Raw genomic sequence first — 19,643 nt, 5'->3', positions numbered from 1 at the left:
GTTTTTTTCACTCTATTCCCACCTGGTTGCGGCCATTGTGCTTGGCCAGATACAGGCCCTTGTCGGCCGCCGAGATCAATTGCCGGTAGCTGGTGCTCGGCTGCGGCGTCATGGTCGAGAGACCGATGCTGATGGTCAGGCTGGCGTCTTCGGTCGGCGCAATGTGCGGGATTTTCAGCGCGGCGACGGTCTGGCGCAGTTTCTCGGCCACCAGCCGCGCGCCGCCAGGCGAGGTGTTCGGTAATACCAGGGCGAACTCCTCCCCGCCATACCGTGCTGGCAAGTCCGACGGTCGGCTGCTGGCATCGCGGATCGCCGTCGCCACCTTGCGCAAGGCTTCATCGCCCTCCAGGTGGCCGAAGTTGTCGTTGTACGACTTGAAGTAGTCGACATCGATCATCAACAGCGACAGCTGGGTCTGGTCGCGCATTGCCCGGCGCCACTCCAGCTCCAGGTACTCGTCGAAGTGCCGGCGGTTGGACAATCCGGTCAGGCCATCGGAGTTCATCAGGCGTTGCAGCACCAGGTTGGTGTCGAGCAATTGCTGCTGGCTGACGCGTAGCGCGCGGTAGGCCGCATCCCGCTGCAACAGGGTCATATAGGAACGCGAGTGGTAGCGGATACGCGCCACCAGCTCGATGTTGTCCGGTAGCTTGACCAGATAGTCGTTGGCCCCGGCGGCAAAGGCCGCGCTCTTGATCAGCGGGTCTTCCTTGGTCGAAAGCACGATGATCGGGATGTTCTGGGTCGCCGGGTGGTTGCGGTACTCACGCACCAGCGTCAACCCGTCCAGCCCCGGCATCACCAGGTCTTGTAGGATCACCGTCGGCTTGATGCGGATCGCCTGGGCAATGGCCTGGTGAGGGTCGGCGCAAAAATGGAAGTCGATGTTTTCTTCATTCGCCAACCCACGCCGCACAGCCTCGCCGATCATTGCCTGGTCGTCGACCAGTAGCACCATCGCAGCATTTTCATCGGTCTTGAAATCGTCGAGCTGTAAATCATTCATGGGTTGTCACCTGAGTTGCTACCTGGCCAGGACAGCTGCGTTTGTCGGTCATTTGGCAAATATCTCCAGCAATCGTGGAGCGATCTTGTCCAGTGGGCGAATCTCTACAGCGGCATTGATGGCAGCGGCCGCCTTGGGCATGCCATACACCGCACTACTATTCTGGTCCTGGGCGATGGTCAGATAACCTTGATCGCGCATCAGTTTCAGGCCCTGGGCGCCGTCGCGCCCCATACCGGTCAGCAGTACGCCAACCGCGTCGCCATTCCAGTAGCTGGCGACGCTTTCAAAAAATACATCGATCGACGGCCGATAGATCTCGTTTACCGGCTCGGCGGTGTACGCCAGGGTGCCGTTCTTCAAGAGACGGATATGGTGGTTGGTCCCAGCCAGCAGCACCGTCCCGCTCTGCGGCGGCTCGCCTTCGCGGGCCAGGCGCACCTTCAGCCCGGAGGCACTGCTGAGCCATTCGGCCATGCCCGCGGCGAACACTTGGTCGACGTGCTGCACCAGCACGATGGCGGCTGGGAACTGCGCCGGCAAGCCTTTGAGCAGCACCTCCAGCGCCGCCGGCCCACCGGCGGACGAACCGATCGCCACCAGGCCCTGGCGTTGCGCCATGGTGCGTAACGGCACCGGCACCGAACGCACCCGGTTGCCACGCTGCTGGCCGATCAGCCAGCCGATATTGAGAATCTTGCGCAGCAGGGGCGCCGCCGCTTCCTGCGCATTGCCGGCCCCCAGGGCCGGTGTATCGACCACATCCAGCGCGCCATGTCCCATCGCTTCGAATACCCGATGCACGTTCTGCTGGCGGTCCACCGTGACGATCACAATGGCGCAGGGGGTTTCCGCCATGATCCTGCGAGTCGCCTCGACGCCGTCCATCACCGGCATGATCAGGTCCATCAGGATCAGGTCGGGCGTCAACTGCGCGCAGTACTCGACCGCCTCGGCGCCATTGGTCGCGACCCACACCACTTCATGCGTGGGCTCGAAGGCCAGCGCCCTGCGCAGGGCTTCCACAGCCATGGGCATGTCATTGACGATCGCGATTTTCATGCCCGCGCTCCCCCAATCAGCTCCACCACCGCATCCAGCAGGGCGTCATCATGGAAACTGGCTTTGGCTAGATAATAGTCGGCTCCGGCATCCAGTCCACGGCGCCGGTCCTCTTCGCGATCCTTGTAGGAAACTACCATCACCGGCAACGACTGCAGGCGACTGTCACGACGCAGAAGTGTAACCAATTCAATCCCATCCATTCGGGGCATATCGATATCGGTGATCAGCAGGTCGAAGTCTTCCGAACGCAGAGCGTTCCAGCCATCCATGCCATCGACGGCGACCGCTACGTCATAACCACGGTTGAGTAAAAGCTTGCGTTGCAACTCGCGTACCGTCAGCGAGTCGTCGACCACCAGGATGCGCTTGCGCACGGTTTCGGCCTGCTGGCGGTCGCGGCGCGCGATGCGCTCCAGGCGGCCGGTATTGAGCAGCTTGTCCACCGAACGCAGCATGTCCTCGACATCGACGATCAGCACCACCGAGCCATCGTCGAGCAAGGCCCCGGCGGAAATGTCCTGGACCTTGCCCAGGCGATCGTCCAGCGGCAGCACCACCAGGGTCCGCTCGCCGATAAAGCGCTCGACCGCCACGCCATAGACCGTATCGCGCTCGCGAATCACCACGACCTTGAGCGTCGAGTCATTGCTCTGCGCCGCCGGGCGGTTCAATAACTGGCTGGCCGCAACCAGGCCGACATGCCGGCCCTCGTGCCAGAAGTGCTGGCGACCTTCGAGCTGGACGATGTCGTCGGGCTCCAGGTCGCACATGCGTTCAATATGCGCCAGCGGGAAGGCATAGGCCTCCTCACCGACTTCCACCACCAGGCTGCGCACCACCGACAGGGTCAAGGGCACTTCCAGGTGGAAACGGCTGCCACGCCCCGCCACCTGCTCCAACTGCACCGCGCCGCGCAGCTGGCGCACCATGTGCTGCACCGCGTCCAGGCCGACTCCGCGCCCGGACACCTCGGTCACCTTGTCCCGCAGGCTGAAGCCCGGCAGGAACAGGAACGTCAGCAATTCTTCCTCGCTCAACTGGGCAGCGGTCTCGGCCGGAGACAACTGACGCTCGACGATGCTCTGGCGCACCCGCTCCAGGTCGACGCCGTTGCCATCGTCGATCAGTTCCAGCACCAGCAAACCGGCCTGGTGCGACGCCCGCAGGCGGATCAGGCCCTCGGCCGGCTTGCCCGCCAACAGCCGCTGCTCGGGCATTTCGATGCCATGGTCGACGGCATTGCGCAACAGGTGGGTCAGCGGCGCTTCGAGCTTTTCCAGCACGTCGCGATCGACCTGGGTCTTCTCGCCCTCGACCTCCAGGCGCACCTGCTTGCCCAAGCTGCGGCCCAGGTCGCGGACCATCCGTACCTGGCCCACCAGCACATCGGCGAACGGCCGCATGCGACAAGCCAGCGCAGTGTCGTAGAGCACCTGGGCGCGCTGGCTGGCCTGCCAGCCGAACTCGTCGAGCTCGGCGGTTTTCTCGGTCAGCAACTGCTGGGATTCCGCCAACAGGCGCCGCGCGTCTTCCAGGGCTTCCAGGGCTTCCAGGCCTAATACCTGTTCCTTGAGATGGGCGTTGAGGTTTTCCAGGGCACGCAGGCCGTTGCTCTGCATGCGCTTAAGGCGCTGCAAAGTGGCCAGGTAGGGTTTCAGGCGCTGGGTCTCCACCAGCGACTTGCTCGACAAGTCGAGCAGGCTGTTCAAACGCTCGGCCGTGACCCGCAGGACCCGCTCGCCGCCTTCGGCCAGCTTCTTGCCCCGGGCCAGAGCCGCCGTCGGCGCCTCCAGCGGCAATTCCTGCGGCATCTCGAACGACGAGGGCTGCACGTCGCCAACCGGCTCGAGCGGCGCCGCCTCCAACTGCGGCTCGACCATCGGCGGCAGGTCCGGCTCGATCCTGGGCAAGGCAATATCCGGCGCCACGCCCGTACCGTTGCTCAACTGCTCCATGAGCGCCACGTAGGCGTCGATGTCGTGCTGGCCCACCGTATTGCCCGGCGTGGCGATACGCATCAGAAAGTCAGTACCTTGCAACAGCGCATCGATATGCTCGGGACGCAGCAGCAATCGCCCTTCCTGGGCACTGACCAGGCAATCTTCCATCACGTGGGCGACGCTGACGCCGGCGTCGACCCCGACGATCCGCGCCGCACCCTTGAGCGAGTGGGCGGCGCGCATGCAGGCTTCCAGCTGGTCGGCCAGGGTCGGGTCGCGCTCCAGCGCCAGCAGGCCGGCACTGAGCACTTGGGTCTGGGCTTCGGCCTCCAGGCTGAAAAGCTCCAGCAGCGATGCGTCGCGCATTTGATCGGGGGTCATGTCAGGCTCCGGGTCACGGCGGACAACAGCTGTTCTTCGTCCAGCCAACGCAGGCTGCGACCCCGCCACTGCAGGACGCCACGGGTGTACTTGGCGCTGGCCTGCTGGCCGGAAACCGTGGCGGCGTGCAGGGTCCGCTCGTCGATGCCGTGGATACCCTCCACCTCGTCCACCGGCACCACCACCGGGCCGCCCTGGGCGGCGATGATCAGCATGCGCGGCATGACCCGCGTCCCCGAAGCCGCCGCGCCAGAGGTGTCCAGCCCCAGCAGTTCCACCAGCGACAGGCACGCCACCAGCGCGCCGCGCACATTCGCCACGCCCAGCAGGGCCCGCGAGCGCTGGTGCGGCAAGGAATGGATCGCCTGCAACGGCGCCACTTCCACCAGGCAGCGGGTGGCGATGCCCAGCCACTCTTCACCCAGGCGAAACATCAACAGCGAACGGGTGGCAACATCCGTGTCGACCTCGGCCACCGCTTGCTCATGGTGCTCTTGCTGCAACGCATAACGGTCGAGCAGGCGGGTGGCCGCAGCGGAATACACCGAGCAGTTGCGGCAATGCACATGCTCGACCAGCAACGGGCAACTCTTGTCGCCGTGGATACCGATACGGTTCCAGCAATCGTCGATGGCTTGCGCATCCTCGTGGGTCACGTTCAACGAAACAGAACCGCTCATGATTTACGCTCACTGTCTGCTGCGCGTCCGCTGCGGGCCGCACGCTCCTGCAATCGGCGGGCGCCAGCAGCGTCGCCCTGGGACGCCAGCAAGGCCCCCAGGTGCGCCAGCGCCTCGGCGTGCTGCGGATCCAGGTACAGGGCCTTGCGATAGAACCCCTGGGCTTCCAGGGCACTGCCAGCCACGTCGCTGAGCAGTCCCAGCCAATAGAACACCTGCGCCACCGGTTCATGGGTCTGCAGGTAATGCTCGCAGGCCGCCCGGGCCTCAGCGCTTTTGCCTTCGTTGGCCAGCGCCGCGATGCTTGCCAACAAGGTCGCGGCATCGCTGGCCGGCTGGGCCGGCGCGGGGCTAGGGCTCGCTTCCGGGCTCGACAAGGCGCTGGCAAACGGCCGGCTGCGCGGAGGCGGCGTAATGCTGCGCACCGGCTGGCGCACCGGCAACGGACTGGGGACGAAGGCCGGCATCGGTACCGGCTCGGGTTCGGTATGCCGGCTGAACGCGAAAGACTGGGGCACGCCGATCGAACGCATGCCCAGGCGCCCCAGCAGGCTGCCTTCGGCCGGGCCGATGAACAGCACGCCGTCCACATGCGTCAGGCGCTTGAGCACCTCGAACACCTGGCGCTGGGTCGGCTGGTCGAAATAGATCAGCAGGTTGCGACAGAAGACAAAATCGTAGGGTGGTTCATTGGCCAGCAGGGCCGGGTCCAGGAGGTTGCCGACCTGCAACCGGACCTGTTCGCGCACCCGCTCGCCGAGGCTGTAGCGCTCGTCTTCGGCGGTGAAATGCCGCTCGCGAAAATCGGTGTGCTGGCCACGAAAGGAGTTCTTGCCGTACACCGCGTGCCTGGCCCGCTCGACCGACAGTGGGCTGACATCGAAGCCCTCGACCTTGAACTGATGAGGCGCCAGCCCGGCATCGAGCAGGGCCATGGCAATGGAGTACGGCTCCTCGCCGGTGGAACACGGCAGGCTGAGGATACGCAGCGCGCGCATGCCCTTGAGTTCGGCAAGCCGCGAAAGCGCCAGCCGGGCCAGGGTCGCGAACGACTCCGGGTAGCGGAAAAACCAGGTTTCCGGAACGATCACCGCCTCGATCAGGGCCTGCTGCTCGTCCCGCGAACCTTGCAGGGTCTGCCAGTAGTGGTCGGCGCTGAGCGCCTTCTGGGCAATGCTGCGCTGGCGCACCGCGCGCTCGATGATCGCCGGGCCCACCGAGGCCACGTCCAGGCCGATGCGCTCCTTGAGGAAATCGAAAAATCGCTGGTCGCTGCTCATGACGACTCCCCGAGCGACGAAGGCTCGAGCGGCGGCGAGGGAAACAGCAGCGCACGGACCTCGGCATCCAGCAGATCATCGACCCGCACCCACTGCAGCAGTCCCTGGGCATCTTCGTAGACCGGGCCCAGGTAGGGCGCATTGCGGTTATCCAGACCGTAAGCCTTGAAGGCCTGCGGGTTGCACCGCAGGGTATCGGTGGCCTGTTCGAGGATCAGCCCCAGCAACCGCGCAGGGTGTTCGGCCGGCTGGCGGTAATGCACCAGCACCAGCCGTGTGCTGGTGCGCTCCTGGGCCGGTTCGCCAAAGGTCAGGGCGCTCAGGTCGAGCACCGGCACCACCGCGCCGCGATGGGCGAAGATCCCGGCGACCCAGCTCGGCGCCCGGGGAATCGGCTTGAGTTGCAGGCGCGGCAATACCTCGGCCACCTCGACGGCCTGCAAGGCATAACGTTCGGTGCCGATGCGGAACACCAGGAACAGCGCGTCTTTCGTCGCCGTCGCCGCGCCGCGTTTGGCTGCGAGCTCGTTCATCAGACTTTGAAACGCGAGACGCCGCTGCGCAGCCCCACCGCCACCTGGCTCAGTTCATCGATGGCGAAACTGGCCTGGCGCAGCGACTCGACGGTCTGGCTGCTGGCATCGCCCAACTGCACCAGGGCATGGTTGATCTGCTCGGCGCCGGTGGCCTGGGCCTGCATGCCTTCGTTGACCATCAACACCCGCGGCGCCAGCGCCTGGACCTGATGGATGATCTGCGACAGCTGCTCGCCGACCTGCTGCACCTCGGCCATGCCGCGGCGCACTTCTTCGGAGAACTTGTCCATGCCCATGACCCCGGCCGATACCGCCGACTGGATCTCGCGCACCATCTGCTCGATGTCGTACGTGGCGACCGCGGTCTGGTCCGCCAGGCGCCGCACTTCGGTGGCGACCACGGCGAACCCGCGACCGTATTCGCCGGCTTTCTCGGCTTCGATCGCGGCGTTGAGCGACAGCAGGTTGGTCTGGTCGGCGACCTTGACGATGGTCACCACCACCTGATTGATGTTGCCGGCCTTCTCGTTGAGGATCGCCAGCTTGGCGTTGACCAGGTCGGCGGCGCCCATCACCGAATGCATGGTGTCTTCCATCCGCGCCAGGCCCTGCTGGCCGGAACCGGCCAGCACTGAGGCCTGGTCGGCCGCGCTGGAGACTTCGGTCATGGTGCGGACCAGATCCTTGGAAGTGGCGGCGATCTCCCGGGAAGTCGCACCGATTTCGGTGGTGGTGGCCGCGGTCTCGGTGGCCGTGGCCTGTTGCTGCTTGGAGGTGGCGGCAATCTCGGTGACCGAGGTGGTGACCTGGACCGAGGAACGCTGCGCCTGGGAAACCAGGGAGTTGAGCTCGGTCATCATGTCGTTGAAGCCGGTTTCCACGGCGCCGAATTCGTCCTTGCGCTCCAGGTTCAGGCGACCGGTCAGGTCGCCCGTACGCATCACCTCGAGGATCTGCACGATACGGTTCATCGGCGACATGATCGCGCGCATCAGCAACAGGCCGCACAGGCCGGCCACCAGCACAGCCACCAGCAGGGAAACGCCCATGCTGATCTTGGCGGCGGCCACGGCAGCGTCGATCTGCGCCGCCGCCGAGTCGGCCACGCCCTTGTTTTCGTCGATGATGTCGTTGAGCTTCATCCGCCCGGTTACCCAGGCAGGTGTCAGTTGTTCATTGAACAAGCGCACCGCCTCGTCTTCCTTGTTGCGCACATGCAGGTCGAGCACGGCGGCCTGGACCTTGAGGAATTGCTCGTGCAACTTCTCGAAGGCCTCGAATTCGCTCTGGTCTTGCCGGGTGGTGATGGTGTCTTTATAGCTGGCCAGGTATTGCTGCAGACGCTGCTCGAAACCCTTGAAGTCCGCCTCGTCCTTGGCGGTGATCCCCTGGCCTTCCTTCAAGCCGATAAGTTCCTGGGTATGCAGGTAACTATCGACCCACGCACCGCGAATCATGGAACTGAAATAGCTCCCGGGAATGGCGTCGGAACGCATGCGCTCTTCACCCGCCTCGATCTTCAACAGGCGGGAGTACGAGGCTATGACCATCAGCAGCATGATGGCGATAATCACCGCAAAGCTCGCCAAAATGCGTTGGCGCAACGTCCAGTTCTTCACAGTCAGTCCTCGGGGCCATTCAAATGGTGGGGAGTATAGCCGAGGGCGTGCCATCATTAATCAGCGTGTTGCGCACCACGTCTCACTCAGAGCGAAGAGAAGAGCCGCTCTGGAGGGCTACTTTCCGTCAGATGAGCCGAGCGCCGCCAGTGATGATTCGGCAGAAGCAGATGGTATTTCAGCCATCGCAAAGGGCGCGCAGGACTTTCTCCACCGCGCGCCCGCGGCGCATCAAAGATTGGCCTGGCGAATCTGTTTTTCCAGCTCCAGCTTCAACCCCGGCTCCAGCTTGAGCTGGCGGGCCAGTTCATCCAGGTAAGCCTTCTCCATGAAGTTTTCCTCGTCCACCAGCATCACGCTGGCGACGTACATTTCCGCGGCCATTTCCGGGGTGCCGGCGGCCCGCGCCACATCCGCCGGGTCCAGCGGCTTGTTGAGTTCGGCATGCAGCCAGCGCTGCAATTCCTGGTCGTTGTCCAGGCGGGCGAACTCGCCTTCGATCAGGGCACGCTCGCGCTCGTCGATATGGCCGTCGGCCTTGGCCGCGGCCACCAGCGCCTTGAGAATCGCCTGGCTGTGCTGCTCCACCTGCGGCGCCGGCAGGCGGTCGAGGGTCTGCGGCTCGACCTTGGGCGCACCGGCCTGCTGGGCCTGCCAGTTGCCGTAGGCCTTGTAGGCGATCACGCCCAGCGCCGCCAGGCCGCCGTACGTCAGGGCCTTGCCGCCGAACTGGCGGGCTTTCTTGTTGCCCAGCAGCAAGCCCATGGCCCCGGCGGCGAGCGCCCCGCCGCCGGCCCCGGACAACAGGCTGCCCAGGCCGCCCGAGCCACCGCCAAGCAACCCGCCCAAGGCGCCCTTTTCGACGCCGGATGCCTTGTTCTGCTGCGCCCCGGCCTTGTTCTGCAACAGATCCTGGCCGGACTTGAGCAATTGATCGAGCAATCCACGGGTGTTCATCCAAACCTCCAGCAACTTGAGTTGAGCGAATCGATTAAGGCCACCAGCCTAGATCGAAGTGCCGCGCCGCTGGGCCTCAGTGTGCTTCCAGATGTTGCTTCCCCGGCATGCTCTCGCGCCCGGACAGCCCTTCGATTAAAAAGATATACACTCGAAAAAATCGAAAAAACGCCTGCCCGGTGATTACCCATGATGACCTTGCGCCAGATCCGACACTTCATCGCCGTGGCCGAGACCGGCTCGATCTCGGCCGCGGCCCAGGCCGTGTTCATTTCCCAGTCGACCCTGACCCTGGCGATCCAGCAGCTCGAACAGGAAATCGGCGTCAGCCTGTTCAACCGCCATGCCAAGGGCATGACCCTGACCCACCAGGGCCATCAGTTCCTGCGTCAGGCGCACCTGATCCTGGCCACGGTGGACAACGCCAAGCGCAGCCTGCAACAGAGCGCCGACCAGGTCGCCGGACAATTGGTCATCGGCGTGACCAGCCTGGTCTCCGGTTATTACCTGGCCGACCTGCTCACACGCTTCCAACGCGCCTGCCCCAATGTGGAGATCCGCGTGATGGAGGACGAGCGGCCCTACATCGAGCACCTGCTGGTCAGCGGCGAAATCGACATCGGGGTGCTGATCCTCTCCAACCTCGAAGACCGCCACGCCCTGCAGACCGAAGTCCTGACTCACTCCCCCCACCGCCTGTGGCTGCCGGCCCAGCACCCGCTGCTGGAGCACGACAGCATCAACCTGGTGGATGTCGCCCGCGAACCGCTGATCCAGCTCAACGTCGACGAAATGGACCGCAACGCCCAACGCCTGTGGTCCGGCGCCGGCCTGCAACCGCGCATCACCTTGCGCACTGCCTCCACCGAAGCGGTACGTAGCCTGGTGGCCGCCGGGCTCGGGGTGTCGATCCAGCCGGACATGACCTACCGCCCCTGGTCGCTGGAAGGCGACATCATCGAGGCCCGGCCCATCGCCGACCTCAGCCAGACCCTCGATGTCGGCCTGGCCTGGCGCCGCGGCACGGCCCGACCGGCGCTGGTGGACCCCTTCCTCACCGTGGCCCGCGAGCAGCCCCATGGCGGGCGCAAGCCATCTATTTAATCGAACGCCACATTCAGTATTTAGAATTTGTCGAGTGCAGGCCCTGCCACTAGTCTCTGCCCATCCGTCCAGAGCAGGCCGGGCCTCCGTCACGGGAGGACCCCATGGCCACACAAGAAAAGAGAACTCGGAATATGGCTGGCGCGCAGACTCCGTTGTCCACCGCGTTGTTGATCGACGGCGAACTGGTCGCCGGCCAGGGTTTGGTCGAGCCGATCCTCAACCCGGCCACCGGCGAGGTCCTGACCCAGATCGCCGAAGCCAGCGGCGAACAGGTGGAAAGCGCGATTCTTGCCGCTCACCGTGCCTTTGCCGGCTGGTCGCGAACCACGCCCCAGCAGCGCTCGAACATTCTCCTGGCGATTGCCGAGGCGATCGAACGGCAGGCCGACCACCTGGCCCGCCTGGAATCGCTGAACTGCGGCAAGCCGCTGCACCTGGCGCGCCAGGACGACCTGGGCGCCACCGTCGACGTATTCCGCTTCTTTGCCGGCGCCGTGCGCTGCCAGACCGGCCAGCTCGCCGGCGAGTACCTGCCGGGCTACACCAGCATGGTGCGCCGCGACCCGATCGGCGTGGTGGCGTCCATCGCGCCCTGGAACTACCCGATCATGATGGCCGCCTGGAAAATCGCCCCGGCCCTGGCCGCCGGCAACACCCTGGTGTTCAAGCCGTCCGAACACACCCCACTGTCGATCCTGGCCCTGGCGCCAACCCTGGCCGAACTGCTGCCGCGCGGCGTGCTGAACATTGTCTGCGGCGGTGGCGAAGGGGTGGGCAGCCACCTGGTGAGCCATCCCAAGGTGCGCATGGTGTCGCTGACCGGCGATATCGTCACCGGGCAGAAAATTCTCCAGGCCGCCTCGAAAACCCTGAAACGCACGCACCTGGAACTGGGCGGCAAGGCACCAGTGATCGTCTGCGACGACGCCGATCTAGAGGCCGTGGTCGAGGGGGTGCGCAACTATGGCTACTACAACGCCGGCCAGGATTGCACCGCCGCGTGCCGCGTCTATGCCCAGGCCGGGATTCACGACCGGCTGGTCGCCGAGCTCGGCAGCGCCGTCGCCAGCCTGCGCTTTGCCGGCAAGCGCGATACCGACAACGAGATCGGCCCGCTGATCAGCACCCGCCAGCGCGACCGGGTGTCCAGCTTCGTCGAGCGCGCCCTGAGCCAGCCGCATATCGAACGGGTGACCGGCGCGGCCGTGCATTCGGGGCCCGGCTTCTATTACCAGCCGACCCTGCTGGCCGGCTGCCGGCAATCGGATGAAATCGTCCAGCGCGAAGTGTTCGGGCCGGTGGTCACCGTCACCCGCTTCGACGAACTGGCTCAAGCGGTGGACTGGGCCAACGACTCGGAATACGGCCTGGCGTCGTCGGTCTGGACCCAGAATCTGGACAAGGCCATGCAGGTGGCGGCGCGCCTGCAATACGGCTGCACCTGGATCAACAGCCATTTCATGCTGGCCAGCGAAATGCCCCACGGCGGCCTGAAACGCTCCGGCTACGGCAAGGACCTGTCCAGCGATTCGCTGCAGGACTACAGCGTGGTGCGACACATCATGGCGCGTCACGGCAATGACCTGGAATAACGGCACTAAGCTGATAACAAGCCCTCAGGGGCGCGCGGTACCTCGTTCGTTCACCACTGCCCCGACCATAATTTGAAGAAGAGGGTTTGCCCATGTTCGCGCACAAGACCGCATTGCTCAGTGCAATCACCACCGCCCTGCTGGCCAGCGCCAGCCTCCAGGCCGCCGAACCGCTCAAGGCCGTCGGTGCCGGCGAAGGCCAGCTGGATATCGTGGCCTGGCCCGGCTACATCGAACGGGGCGAGAGCGACAAGAATTACGACTGGGTGACCGGCTTCGAGCAGGAAACCGGGTGCAAGGTCAACGTCAAGACCGCGGCCACCTCCGACGAGATGGTCAGCCTGATGGCCAAGGGCGGCTACGACCTGGTCACCGCGTCCGGCGACGCCTCCCTGCGTCTGATCGTCGGCAAGCGCGTACAGCCGATCAATACCGCGCTGATCCCCAACTGGAGCGGCATCGACCCGCGCCTCAAGGACGCGCCCTGGTACGTGGTCGGCAAGCAGACCTACGGCACGCCCTACCAGTGGGGCCCGAACGTGCTGATGTACAACACCAACGTGTTCAAGCAGCCACCGACCAGCTGGAGCGTGCTGTTCACCGCGCAGAACCTGCCGGACGGCAAGCCCAACAAGGGCCGCGTACAAGCCTACGACGGGCCGATCTACATCGCCGACGCGGCGCTGTACCTCAAGGCGACCCAACCGGAGCTGGCTATCCAGAACCCCTACGAACTGACCGAAGCCCAGTACAAGGCGGTGCTCGACCTGCTGCGCGCCCAGCAGCCGCTGATCCACCGCTACTGGCACGACGCGACGGTGCAGATGAGCGACTTCAAGAACGAAGGCGTGGCGGCCGCCAGCTCCTGGCCGTATCAGGTCAACGGCCTGATCGCCGAGAAACAGCCGATTGCCTCGACCATTCCCAAGGAAGGCGCCACCGGCTGGGCCGACACCACCATGCTGCATGCCGAAGCCAAGCACCCCAACTGCGCCTACAAGTGGATGGACTGGTCGCTCAAGCCCAAGGTCCAGGGCGACGTCGCCGCCTGGTTCGGCTCGCTGCCGGCGGTACCGGCGGCCTGCAAGGAAAGCCAGCTTCTAGGCGCCGAAGGCTGCAAGACCAACGGTTTCGACCAGTTCGACAAGATCGCCTTCTGGAAAACCCCGCAGGCCGAGGGAGGCAAGTTCGTGCCCTATAGCCGCTGGACCCAGGACTACATCGCGATCATGGGAGGTAGATAAGCCTGTAGCCGCTGCCGCAGGCTGCGATAAGGCCGAAGGCCTTCAGCGATCTCAAGATCCTGCGCCCCTGCGGGGCGATCGCAGCCTTCGGCAGCGGCTACACAACCTTCGCCACCCCACCTGATCCCGCGCTTTCCCGGAGCACCGCACCATGACGCTTGCAGTCCAGTTCACCAACGTTTCCCGGCAGTTCGGCGAGGTGAAGGCCGTTGACCGGGTGTCCATCGATATCCAGGACGGCGAGTTCTTTTCCATGCTCGGCCCTTCCGGCTCGGGCAAGACCACCTGCCTGCGCCTGATCGCCGGTTTCGAACAGCCCAGCGCCGGCTCGATCCGCATCCACGGGGCCGAGGCCGCGGGCCTGCCGCCCTACCAGCGCGACGTCAATACCGTGTTCCAGGACTACGCGCTGTTTCCCCACATGAACGTGCGCGACAACGTGGCCTACGGCCTGAAAGTCAAAGGCGTCGCCAAGGCCGAGCGCTTCGAGCGCGCCGAAGAGGCCCTGGCCATGGTGGCCCTGGGCGGTTATGGCGAACGCAAGCCGGCGCAGTTGTCCGGCGGCCAGCGCCAACGCGTGGCCCTGGCCCGGGCGCTGGTCAACCGGCCGCGGGTATTGCTGCTCGACGAGCCCCTGGGCGCGCTGGACCTGAAGCTGCGCGAACAGATGCAGGGCGAGTTGAAGAAGCTGCAACGCCAGCTCGGTATCACCTTCATTTTCGTCACCCACGACCAGACCGAGGCGCTGTCGATGTCCGACCGCGTGGCGGTGTTCAACAAGGGCCGCATCGAGCAGGTCGACAGCCCGCGCAACCTGTACATGAAGCCGGCCACCACCTTCGTCGCCGAGTTCGTCGGCACCTCCAACGTGATCCGCGGCGAGCTGGCCGAACGACTGAGCGGCAGCCCCCTGGCGTTCTCGATCCGCCCGGAACACGTGCGTTTCGCCGAAGGTCCGCTGCCCAGCCACGAGATCGAAGTCAGCGGCCTGCTGCACGATATCCAGTACCAGGGCAGCGCCACCCGCTACGAGCTGCGCCTGGACAACGGCCAGACCCTGAGCATCAGCCAGGCCAACAACCAATGGCTGGACAGCGGCGTCCAGCACCAGCCGGGGCAACGCCTCAACGCCCGCTGGGCCCGCGAGGCGATGGTCGCGCTGAGCGACACCGCGGCGAGCGGGGTGTGAGATGAACACCCTGGCGATCAGTTCTTCCAACACCGGCGGCTCGCCGCTGCGGCGCTTTTCCAACCTGCTGTACCGGCGGCCGAACCTGTACCTGTCGCTGCTGCTGGTGCCGCCGCTGATCTGGTTCGGCGCGATTTACCTGGGGTCCTTGCTGACCCTGCTCTGGCAAGGGTTCTACACCTTCGACGACTTCACCATGGCGGTCACCCCGGAGCTGACCCTGGCCAACTTCACCGCGCTGTTCCAGCCGTCGAACTTCGACATCATCCTGCGCACCCTGAGCATGGCCATCGTCGTGTCGCTCGCCAGCGCCATGGTCGCCTTCCCCATCGCCTACTACATGGCGCGCTACACCAGCGGCAAGACCAAGGCGTTCTTCTATATCGCGGTGATGCTGCCGATGTGGGCCAGCTACATCGTCAAGGCCTACGCCTGGACCCTGCTGCTGGCCAAGGGCGGCGTCGCCCAGTGGTTCGTCCAGCACCTGGGGCTGGAGCCGTTGCTGCAAGTGATCCTGGGGATTCCCGGGGTCGGCGGCAGCACCCTGTCGACCTCGCACCTGGGGCGTTTCCTGGTGTTCGTCTACATCTGGCTGCCGTTCATGATCCTGCCGATCCAGGCGTCCCTGGAGCGCCTGCCGCCCTCCTTGCTGCACGCCTCGGCGGACCTCGGCGCCACGCCGCGCCAGACCTTCATGCAGGTGATCCTGCCGCTGTCGGTACCGGGCATCGCCGCGGGCTCGATCTTCACCTTCTCCCTGACCCTGGGCGACTTCATCGTGCCGCAGCTGGTGGGGCCGCCCGGTTACTTCGTCGGCGGCATGGTCTACGCCCAGCAAGGGGCCATCGGCAACATGCCGATGGCCGCGGCCTTCACCCTGGTGCCGATCGTGCTGATCGCCGTTTATCTGTCCATCGTCAAACGCCTGGGGGCCTTCGATGCGCTCTGACTCGCAACCGCATGGAGAACGCGCCTCCCTGGGCCTGCGTATCGCGGCCTGGGGCGGGCTGGTGTTCCTGCACTTCCCGATCCTGATCATCTTCCTCTACGCCTTCAACACCGAGGACGCGGCCTTCAGCTTTCCGCCCCTGGGCTTCACCCTGAAGTGGTTCAGCGTGGCCTTCGCCCGCCCCGACGTACTGGAAGCCATCAAGCTGTCGCTGCAGATCGCCGCCATCGCCACCCTGATCGCCATGGTCCTCGGGACCCTGGCCTCGGCGGCGCTGTACCGGCGGGAGTTCTTCGGCAAGCAAGGCATTTCGCTGATGCTGATCCTGCCCATCGCCCTGCCGGGGATCATCACCGGCATCGCCCTGCTGGCGACCTTCAAGAGCCTGGGGATCGAACCGGGGATGTTCACCATCGTCGTCGGCCACGCCACCTTCTGCGTGGTGATCGTCTACAACAACGTGATCGCCCGCCTGCGCCGCACCTCCCACAGCCTGATCGAGGCCTCGATGGACCTGGGCGCCGACGGCTGGCAGACCTTCCGCTACATCATCCTGCCGAACCTCGGCTCGGCGTTGCTGGCCGGCGGCATGCTGGCGTTCGCCCTGTCGTTCGACGAAATCATCGTCACCACCTTCACCGCCGGCCATGAACGCACCCTGCCGCTGTGGCTGCTCAACCAGTTGAGCCGCCCACGGGACGTGCCGGTGACCAACGTCGTCGCCATGCTGGTGATGCTGGTGACCATGCTGCCGATCCTCGGCGCCTATTACCTGACCCGCGGCGGCGAAAGCGTGGCGGGCAGCGGCGGTAAGTAAACCCAAGACCCTGTAGCAGCGAGCGTGCTCGCGATGAGGGCCAGCCCAAGGGCGCGTCTGCTTCGCAGCCGAACGCAGCCTGGGGCAGCGGCTACAGGTATCAGCCCATCCGATAGGTATTTCAGGAGAACAACCATGCAAACCAGACTCTTGATCAACGGCCAACTGGTCGCCGGCGAAGGCCCGTCCCAGCCGGTATTCAACCCGGCGCTGGGCCGGGTGCTGGTGGAAATCAACGAAGCCAGCGAAGCCCAGGTCGATGCCGCGGTACGCGCCGCCGACGCCGCCTTCGACAGCTGGTCGCACACCGTGCCGAAAGACCGCTCGCTGTTGCTGCTCAAGCTGGCCGACGCCATCGAGGCCCACGGCGAAGAGCTGGCCAGGCTGGAATCGGACAACTGCGGCAAGCCGCTGAGCGCGGCGCTGAACGACGAGATCCCGGCGATCGCCGACGTGTTCCGTTTCTTCGCCGGCGCCAGCCGCTGCCTCAACGGTTCGGCCGGCGGCGAATACCTGCCGGGCCACACGTCGATGATCCGCCGCGACCCGGTGGGCGTGATCGCCTCCATCGCGCCGTGGAACTACCCGTTGATGATGGTCGCCTGGAAAATCGCCCCGGCCCTGGCCGCCGGCAACACCGTGGTGCTCAAGCCGTCGGAGCAGACCCCGCTGACCGCCCTGCGCCTGGCCGAGCTGGCGGCGCCGATCTTCCCCGCCGGGGTGCTCAACCTGGTGTTCGGCCGCGGCGCCACCGTCGGCCAGCCGCTGGTGACCCACCCGAAAGTACGCATGGTGTCGCTCACCGGCTCCATCGCCACTGGCGCGAACATCATTTCCAGCACCGCCGACAGCGTCAAACGCATGCACATGGAACTGGGCGGCAAGGCGCCGGTGATCATCTTCGACGACGCCGATATCGACGCCGCCGTGGCAGGCATCCGCACCTTCGGCTTCTACAACGCCGGCCAGGACTGCACTGCCGCCTGCCGCATCTATGCCCAGGCCGGTGTCTACGAGCGGTTCGTCGAGAAGCTCGGCGCGGCGGTCGCCAGCATCAAGTACGGCCTGCAAGGCGACCCGGACACCGAACTGGGCCCGCTGATCAGCGCCCAGCACCGCGACCGCGTGGCCGGCTTCGTCGAACGCGCCGTCGCCCAGCCGCACATCCGCCTGGTCACGGGCGGCAAGACGGTGGACGGCAACGGTTTCTTCTTCGAGCCGACGGTGCTGGCCGACGCCCAGCAGGACGACGAGATCGTCCGGCGCGAAGTGTTCGGGCCGGTGGTCTCGGTCACCCGCTTCAGCGACGAAGCCCAGGTCCTGGGCTGGGCCAACGACTCGGACTACGGCCTGGCGTCCTCGGTCTGGACCGCCGACGTCGGCCGCGCCCATCGCCTCGCGGCGCGCCTGCAATACGGCTGCACCTGGGTCAACACGCACTTCATGCTGGTCAGCGAAATGCCCCACGGCGGGCAGAAGCTCTCCGGCTACGGCAAGGACATGTCCATGTACGGGCTGGAGGACTACACCGTCGTGCGGCATGTGATGTTCAAGCACTGACCTCGAGCATCGCGAGCCCCGGCCGCTCCTACAGAATTGCGCAGAACCTGTAGGAGCGAGAGGGCTCGCGAAAGGCGGCACCAGGCTTCACGCAAGACCCCACAACAATAACCACCGATCCGGGCTGGGCCGCCATGGCCCCGTCACGGTTTCGGCCATCCGAAATCTGCCGATTTTCCGGAGCACACCACCATGAGCGCAGCACCCGATCTCTCCACTGACACCGCCGACAGCGATGCCGAGCAGCTCCGCAAACTGGGTTACACCTCGAACTTCAACCGCAGCATGAGCCTGTGGGAAAACTTCGCCCTGGGCTTCACCTACCTATCCCCCGTGGTCGGCGTCTACACCCTGTTCGGGCTGTGCCTGGCCGCCGGCGGCCCGCCGATGTTCTGGGCTTATCTGCTGGTCGGTTGCGGCCAGTTGCTGGTATGCCTGATCTTTGGCGAAGTGGTGTCGCAGTTCCCGATCTCCGGCGGCGTCTATCCCTGGGCCCGGCGCCTGGTGGGCAAACGCTGGGCGTGGATGGTCGGCTGGATCTACTCCATCGCCTTGTGCGTGACCATCGCCGCCGTCGCAGTCGGCGCCGGCCCGTACCTGGCGGCGATGCTGGGCTTCGAGCCAAGCAACGACACCAATATCGTCATTGCCCTGGCCCTGACGCTGTTCGCCACCCTGGTCAACCTCAGCGGCACCAAGACCCTGGCGCGCATCGCCATGTTCGGCTTTCTCTGCGAGCTGGTGGGCGCGGTGATCGTCGGCGTGTACCTGCTGCTCTTCGAGCGACACCAGTCCATCGGCGTGCTGTTCGACACCTTCGGCATCAGCGTCGACGGCTCCTACCTGCCGGCCTTCCTGACCGCGTCCCTGGCCGGGATGTTCCTCTACTACGGCTTCGAGGCCTGCGGCGACGTCGCCGAGGAAACCCCGAATCCGAGCCAGCGGATTCCGCTGGCCATGCGCATGACCATTTACATCGGCGGTATCGCCGCGATGTTCGCCTGCCTGGCGCTGATCCTCGCCGTGCCGGACATGCAGGCGGTGCTCGACGGCCGCGACAAGGACCCGGTCGGCACCATCCTCAATAACGCCTTCGGCAGCGTCGGCTCGAAAATGGTCATGGCCGTGGTGATGATTTCCTTCATCTCCTGCGTGATCAGCCTGCAGGCCGCCGCCAGCCGCCTGCTGTACTCCTACGCCCGGGACGAAATGCTCATCGGCAGCGCACTGCTCAAGCGCATTTCGCCCAATACCCAGGTGCCGGTAGCGGCGCTGTTCGTCTCCGGCGTGTTGCCGGCGCTGATCATCGCCCTCGGCTTCTTCCTCCAGGACGCGGTGGCGACCATCGTCAGCTTCGCGGCCATCGGCATCTACCTGGCCTTCCAGATGATCGTGCTGGCCGCGCTCTACGCCCGGGGCAAGGGCTGGAAACCCAGCGGCAAATTCCACCTCGGCGCCTGGGGCTGGCCGGTGAACCTCGGCGCCCTGGTCTACGGCGTCGGCGCCATCGTCAACATGGCCTGGCCACGCACCCCGGACGCAGCCTGGTACAACAACTACGCCATGGTCCTGAGCACCGCCATCGTCATCGGCCTGGGCCTGCTCTATATGTGGCTCGGCAAACCCTACGACCGCGGCACCGCGCCAGCGGGGGATGCCTGGACAATCGGCCGCTAAGCGCCCACGCCCTGCCAGTAACAGTTGCCATCGGTTGCATG

At 65.3% G+C, this 19,643-nt stretch carries 16 protein-coding genes; 8 read left to right on the top strand and 8 right to left on the bottom strand.

Features of this window, described 5'->3' with window-relative positions:
* Nucleotides 1–7: 7 nt before the first annotated feature.
* The 8 genes from BTN82_RS05095 to BTN82_RS05060 form a co-directional block, all read right to left on the bottom strand.
* Nucleotides 8–1,009, bottom strand: a complete 1,002-nt coding sequence (locus tag BTN82_RS05095; RefSeq protein WP_075118070.1) for a diguanylate cyclase domain-containing protein — start codon at nucleotides 1,007–1,009, stop codon at nucleotides 8–10.
* Nucleotides 1,010–1,057: 48 nt separating this feature from the next.
* Entirely contained in the window at nucleotides 1,058–2,071 is a 1,014-nt protein-coding gene (locus BTN82_RS05090; RefSeq protein WP_075118069.1) for a chemotaxis response regulator protein-glutamate methylesterase, read from the bottom strand.
* Nucleotides 2,068–4,395 (bottom strand): hybrid sensor histidine kinase/response regulator, encoded by a 2,328-nt coding sequence (locus tag BTN82_RS05085; protein WP_075118068.1) that lies wholly within the window; start codon nucleotides 4,393–4,395, stop codon nucleotides 2,068–2,070. Before BTN82_RS05085 ends, BTN82_RS05090 begins: the two co-directional genes overlap by 4 nt.
* Complete coding sequence (locus BTN82_RS05080; RefSeq protein WP_075118067.1) at nucleotides 4,392–5,075, bottom strand: chemotaxis protein CheW; 684 nt, start codon at nucleotides 5,073–5,075, stop codon at nucleotides 4,392–4,394. The genes BTN82_RS05085 and BTN82_RS05080 overlap by 4 nt, the downstream gene beginning before the upstream one ends.
* Complete coding sequence (locus BTN82_RS05075) at nucleotides 5,072–6,355, bottom strand: CheR family methyltransferase (protein ID WP_075118066.1); 1,284 nt, start codon at nucleotides 6,353–6,355, stop codon at nucleotides 5,072–5,074. Before BTN82_RS05075 ends, BTN82_RS05080 begins: the two co-directional genes overlap by 4 nt.
* Nucleotides 6,352–6,888 (bottom strand): chemotaxis protein CheW, encoded by a 537-nt coding sequence (locus tag BTN82_RS05070; RefSeq protein ID WP_075118065.1) that lies wholly within the window; start codon nucleotides 6,886–6,888, stop codon nucleotides 6,352–6,354. The genes BTN82_RS05075 and BTN82_RS05070 overlap by 4 nt, the downstream gene beginning before the upstream one ends.
* Nucleotides 6,888–8,510, bottom strand: coding sequence for a methyl-accepting chemotaxis protein (locus tag BTN82_RS05065; protein ID WP_075118064.1), 1,623 nt, complete (start codon nucleotides 8,508–8,510; stop codon nucleotides 6,888–6,890). Before BTN82_RS05065 ends, BTN82_RS05070 begins: the two co-directional genes overlap by 1 nt.
* Before the next feature lie 231 nt (nucleotides 8,511–8,741).
* Nucleotides 8,742–9,467 (bottom strand): tellurite resistance TerB family protein, encoded by a 726-nt coding sequence (locus BTN82_RS05060; RefSeq protein WP_075118063.1) that lies wholly within the window; start codon nucleotides 9,465–9,467, stop codon nucleotides 8,742–8,744.
* A gap of 189 nt (nucleotides 9,468–9,656) precedes the next feature.
* On the opposite strand from BTN82_RS05060, the gene BTN82_RS05055 reads away from it, so the two are divergent.
* The 8 genes from BTN82_RS05055 to BTN82_RS05020 all read left to right on the top strand — a co-directional run bounded on the left by BTN82_RS05055 (nucleotide 9,657) and on the right by BTN82_RS05020 (nucleotide 19,602).
* Nucleotides 9,657–10,571 (top strand): LysR family transcriptional regulator, encoded by a 915-nt coding sequence (locus tag BTN82_RS05055; protein ID WP_075118062.1) that lies wholly within the window; start codon nucleotides 9,657–9,659, stop codon nucleotides 10,569–10,571.
* Nucleotides 10,572–10,675: 104 nt separating this feature from the next.
* Nucleotides 10,676–12,166 carry a gamma-aminobutyraldehyde dehydrogenase gene (locus BTN82_RS05050; protein ID WP_075118061.1) on the top strand — a complete coding sequence of 497 codons (1,491 nt, stop codon included), beginning with the start codon at nucleotides 10,676–10,678 and terminating at the stop codon, nucleotides 12,164–12,166.
* A 92-nt stretch (nucleotides 12,167–12,258) separates the two neighbouring features.
* On the top strand, nucleotides 12,259–13,410 hold the full coding sequence (ydcS, locus tag BTN82_RS05045) for a putative ABC transporter substrate-binding protein YdcS (RefSeq protein ID WP_075118060.1): 1,152 nt from the start codon (nucleotides 12,259–12,261) through the stop codon (nucleotides 13,408–13,410).
* Nucleotides 13,411–13,561: 151 nt separating this feature from the next.
* Entirely contained in the window at nucleotides 13,562–14,599 is a 1,038-nt protein-coding gene (locus tag BTN82_RS05040; protein ID WP_075118059.1) for an ABC transporter ATP-binding protein, read from the top strand.
* A gap of 1 nt (nucleotide 14,600) precedes the next feature.
* Entirely contained in the window at nucleotides 14,601–15,548 is a 948-nt protein-coding gene (locus tag BTN82_RS05035) for an ABC transporter permease (protein ID WP_075118058.1), read from the top strand.
* A complete protein-coding gene (locus tag BTN82_RS05030; RefSeq protein WP_075118057.1) occupies nucleotides 15,538–16,365 on the top strand; it encodes an ABC transporter permease in 828 nt (275 codons plus the stop codon). Before BTN82_RS05035 ends, BTN82_RS05030 begins: the two co-directional genes overlap by 11 nt.
* Nucleotides 16,366–16,500: 135 nt before the next feature.
* Entirely contained in the window at nucleotides 16,501–17,925 is a 1,425-nt protein-coding gene (locus tag BTN82_RS05025) for a gamma-aminobutyraldehyde dehydrogenase (protein WP_075118056.1), read from the top strand.
* A gap of 192 nt (nucleotides 17,926–18,117) precedes the next feature.
* Entirely contained in the window at nucleotides 18,118–19,602 is a 1,485-nt protein-coding gene (locus BTN82_RS05020; RefSeq protein WP_075118055.1) for an APC family permease, read from the top strand.
* Nucleotides 19,603–19,643: the final 41 nt, after the last annotated feature.

The organism is Pseudomonas chlororaphis (assembly GCF_001921865.1).
GTDB classification, from domain to species: Bacteria; Pseudomonadota; Gammaproteobacteria; order Pseudomonadales; family Pseudomonadaceae; genus Aquipseudomonas; species Aquipseudomonas chlororaphis_D.
The sequence above is the reverse complement of the archived record's forward strand: the minus strand, read 5'-3'. Positions and strand labels throughout refer to the sequence as shown.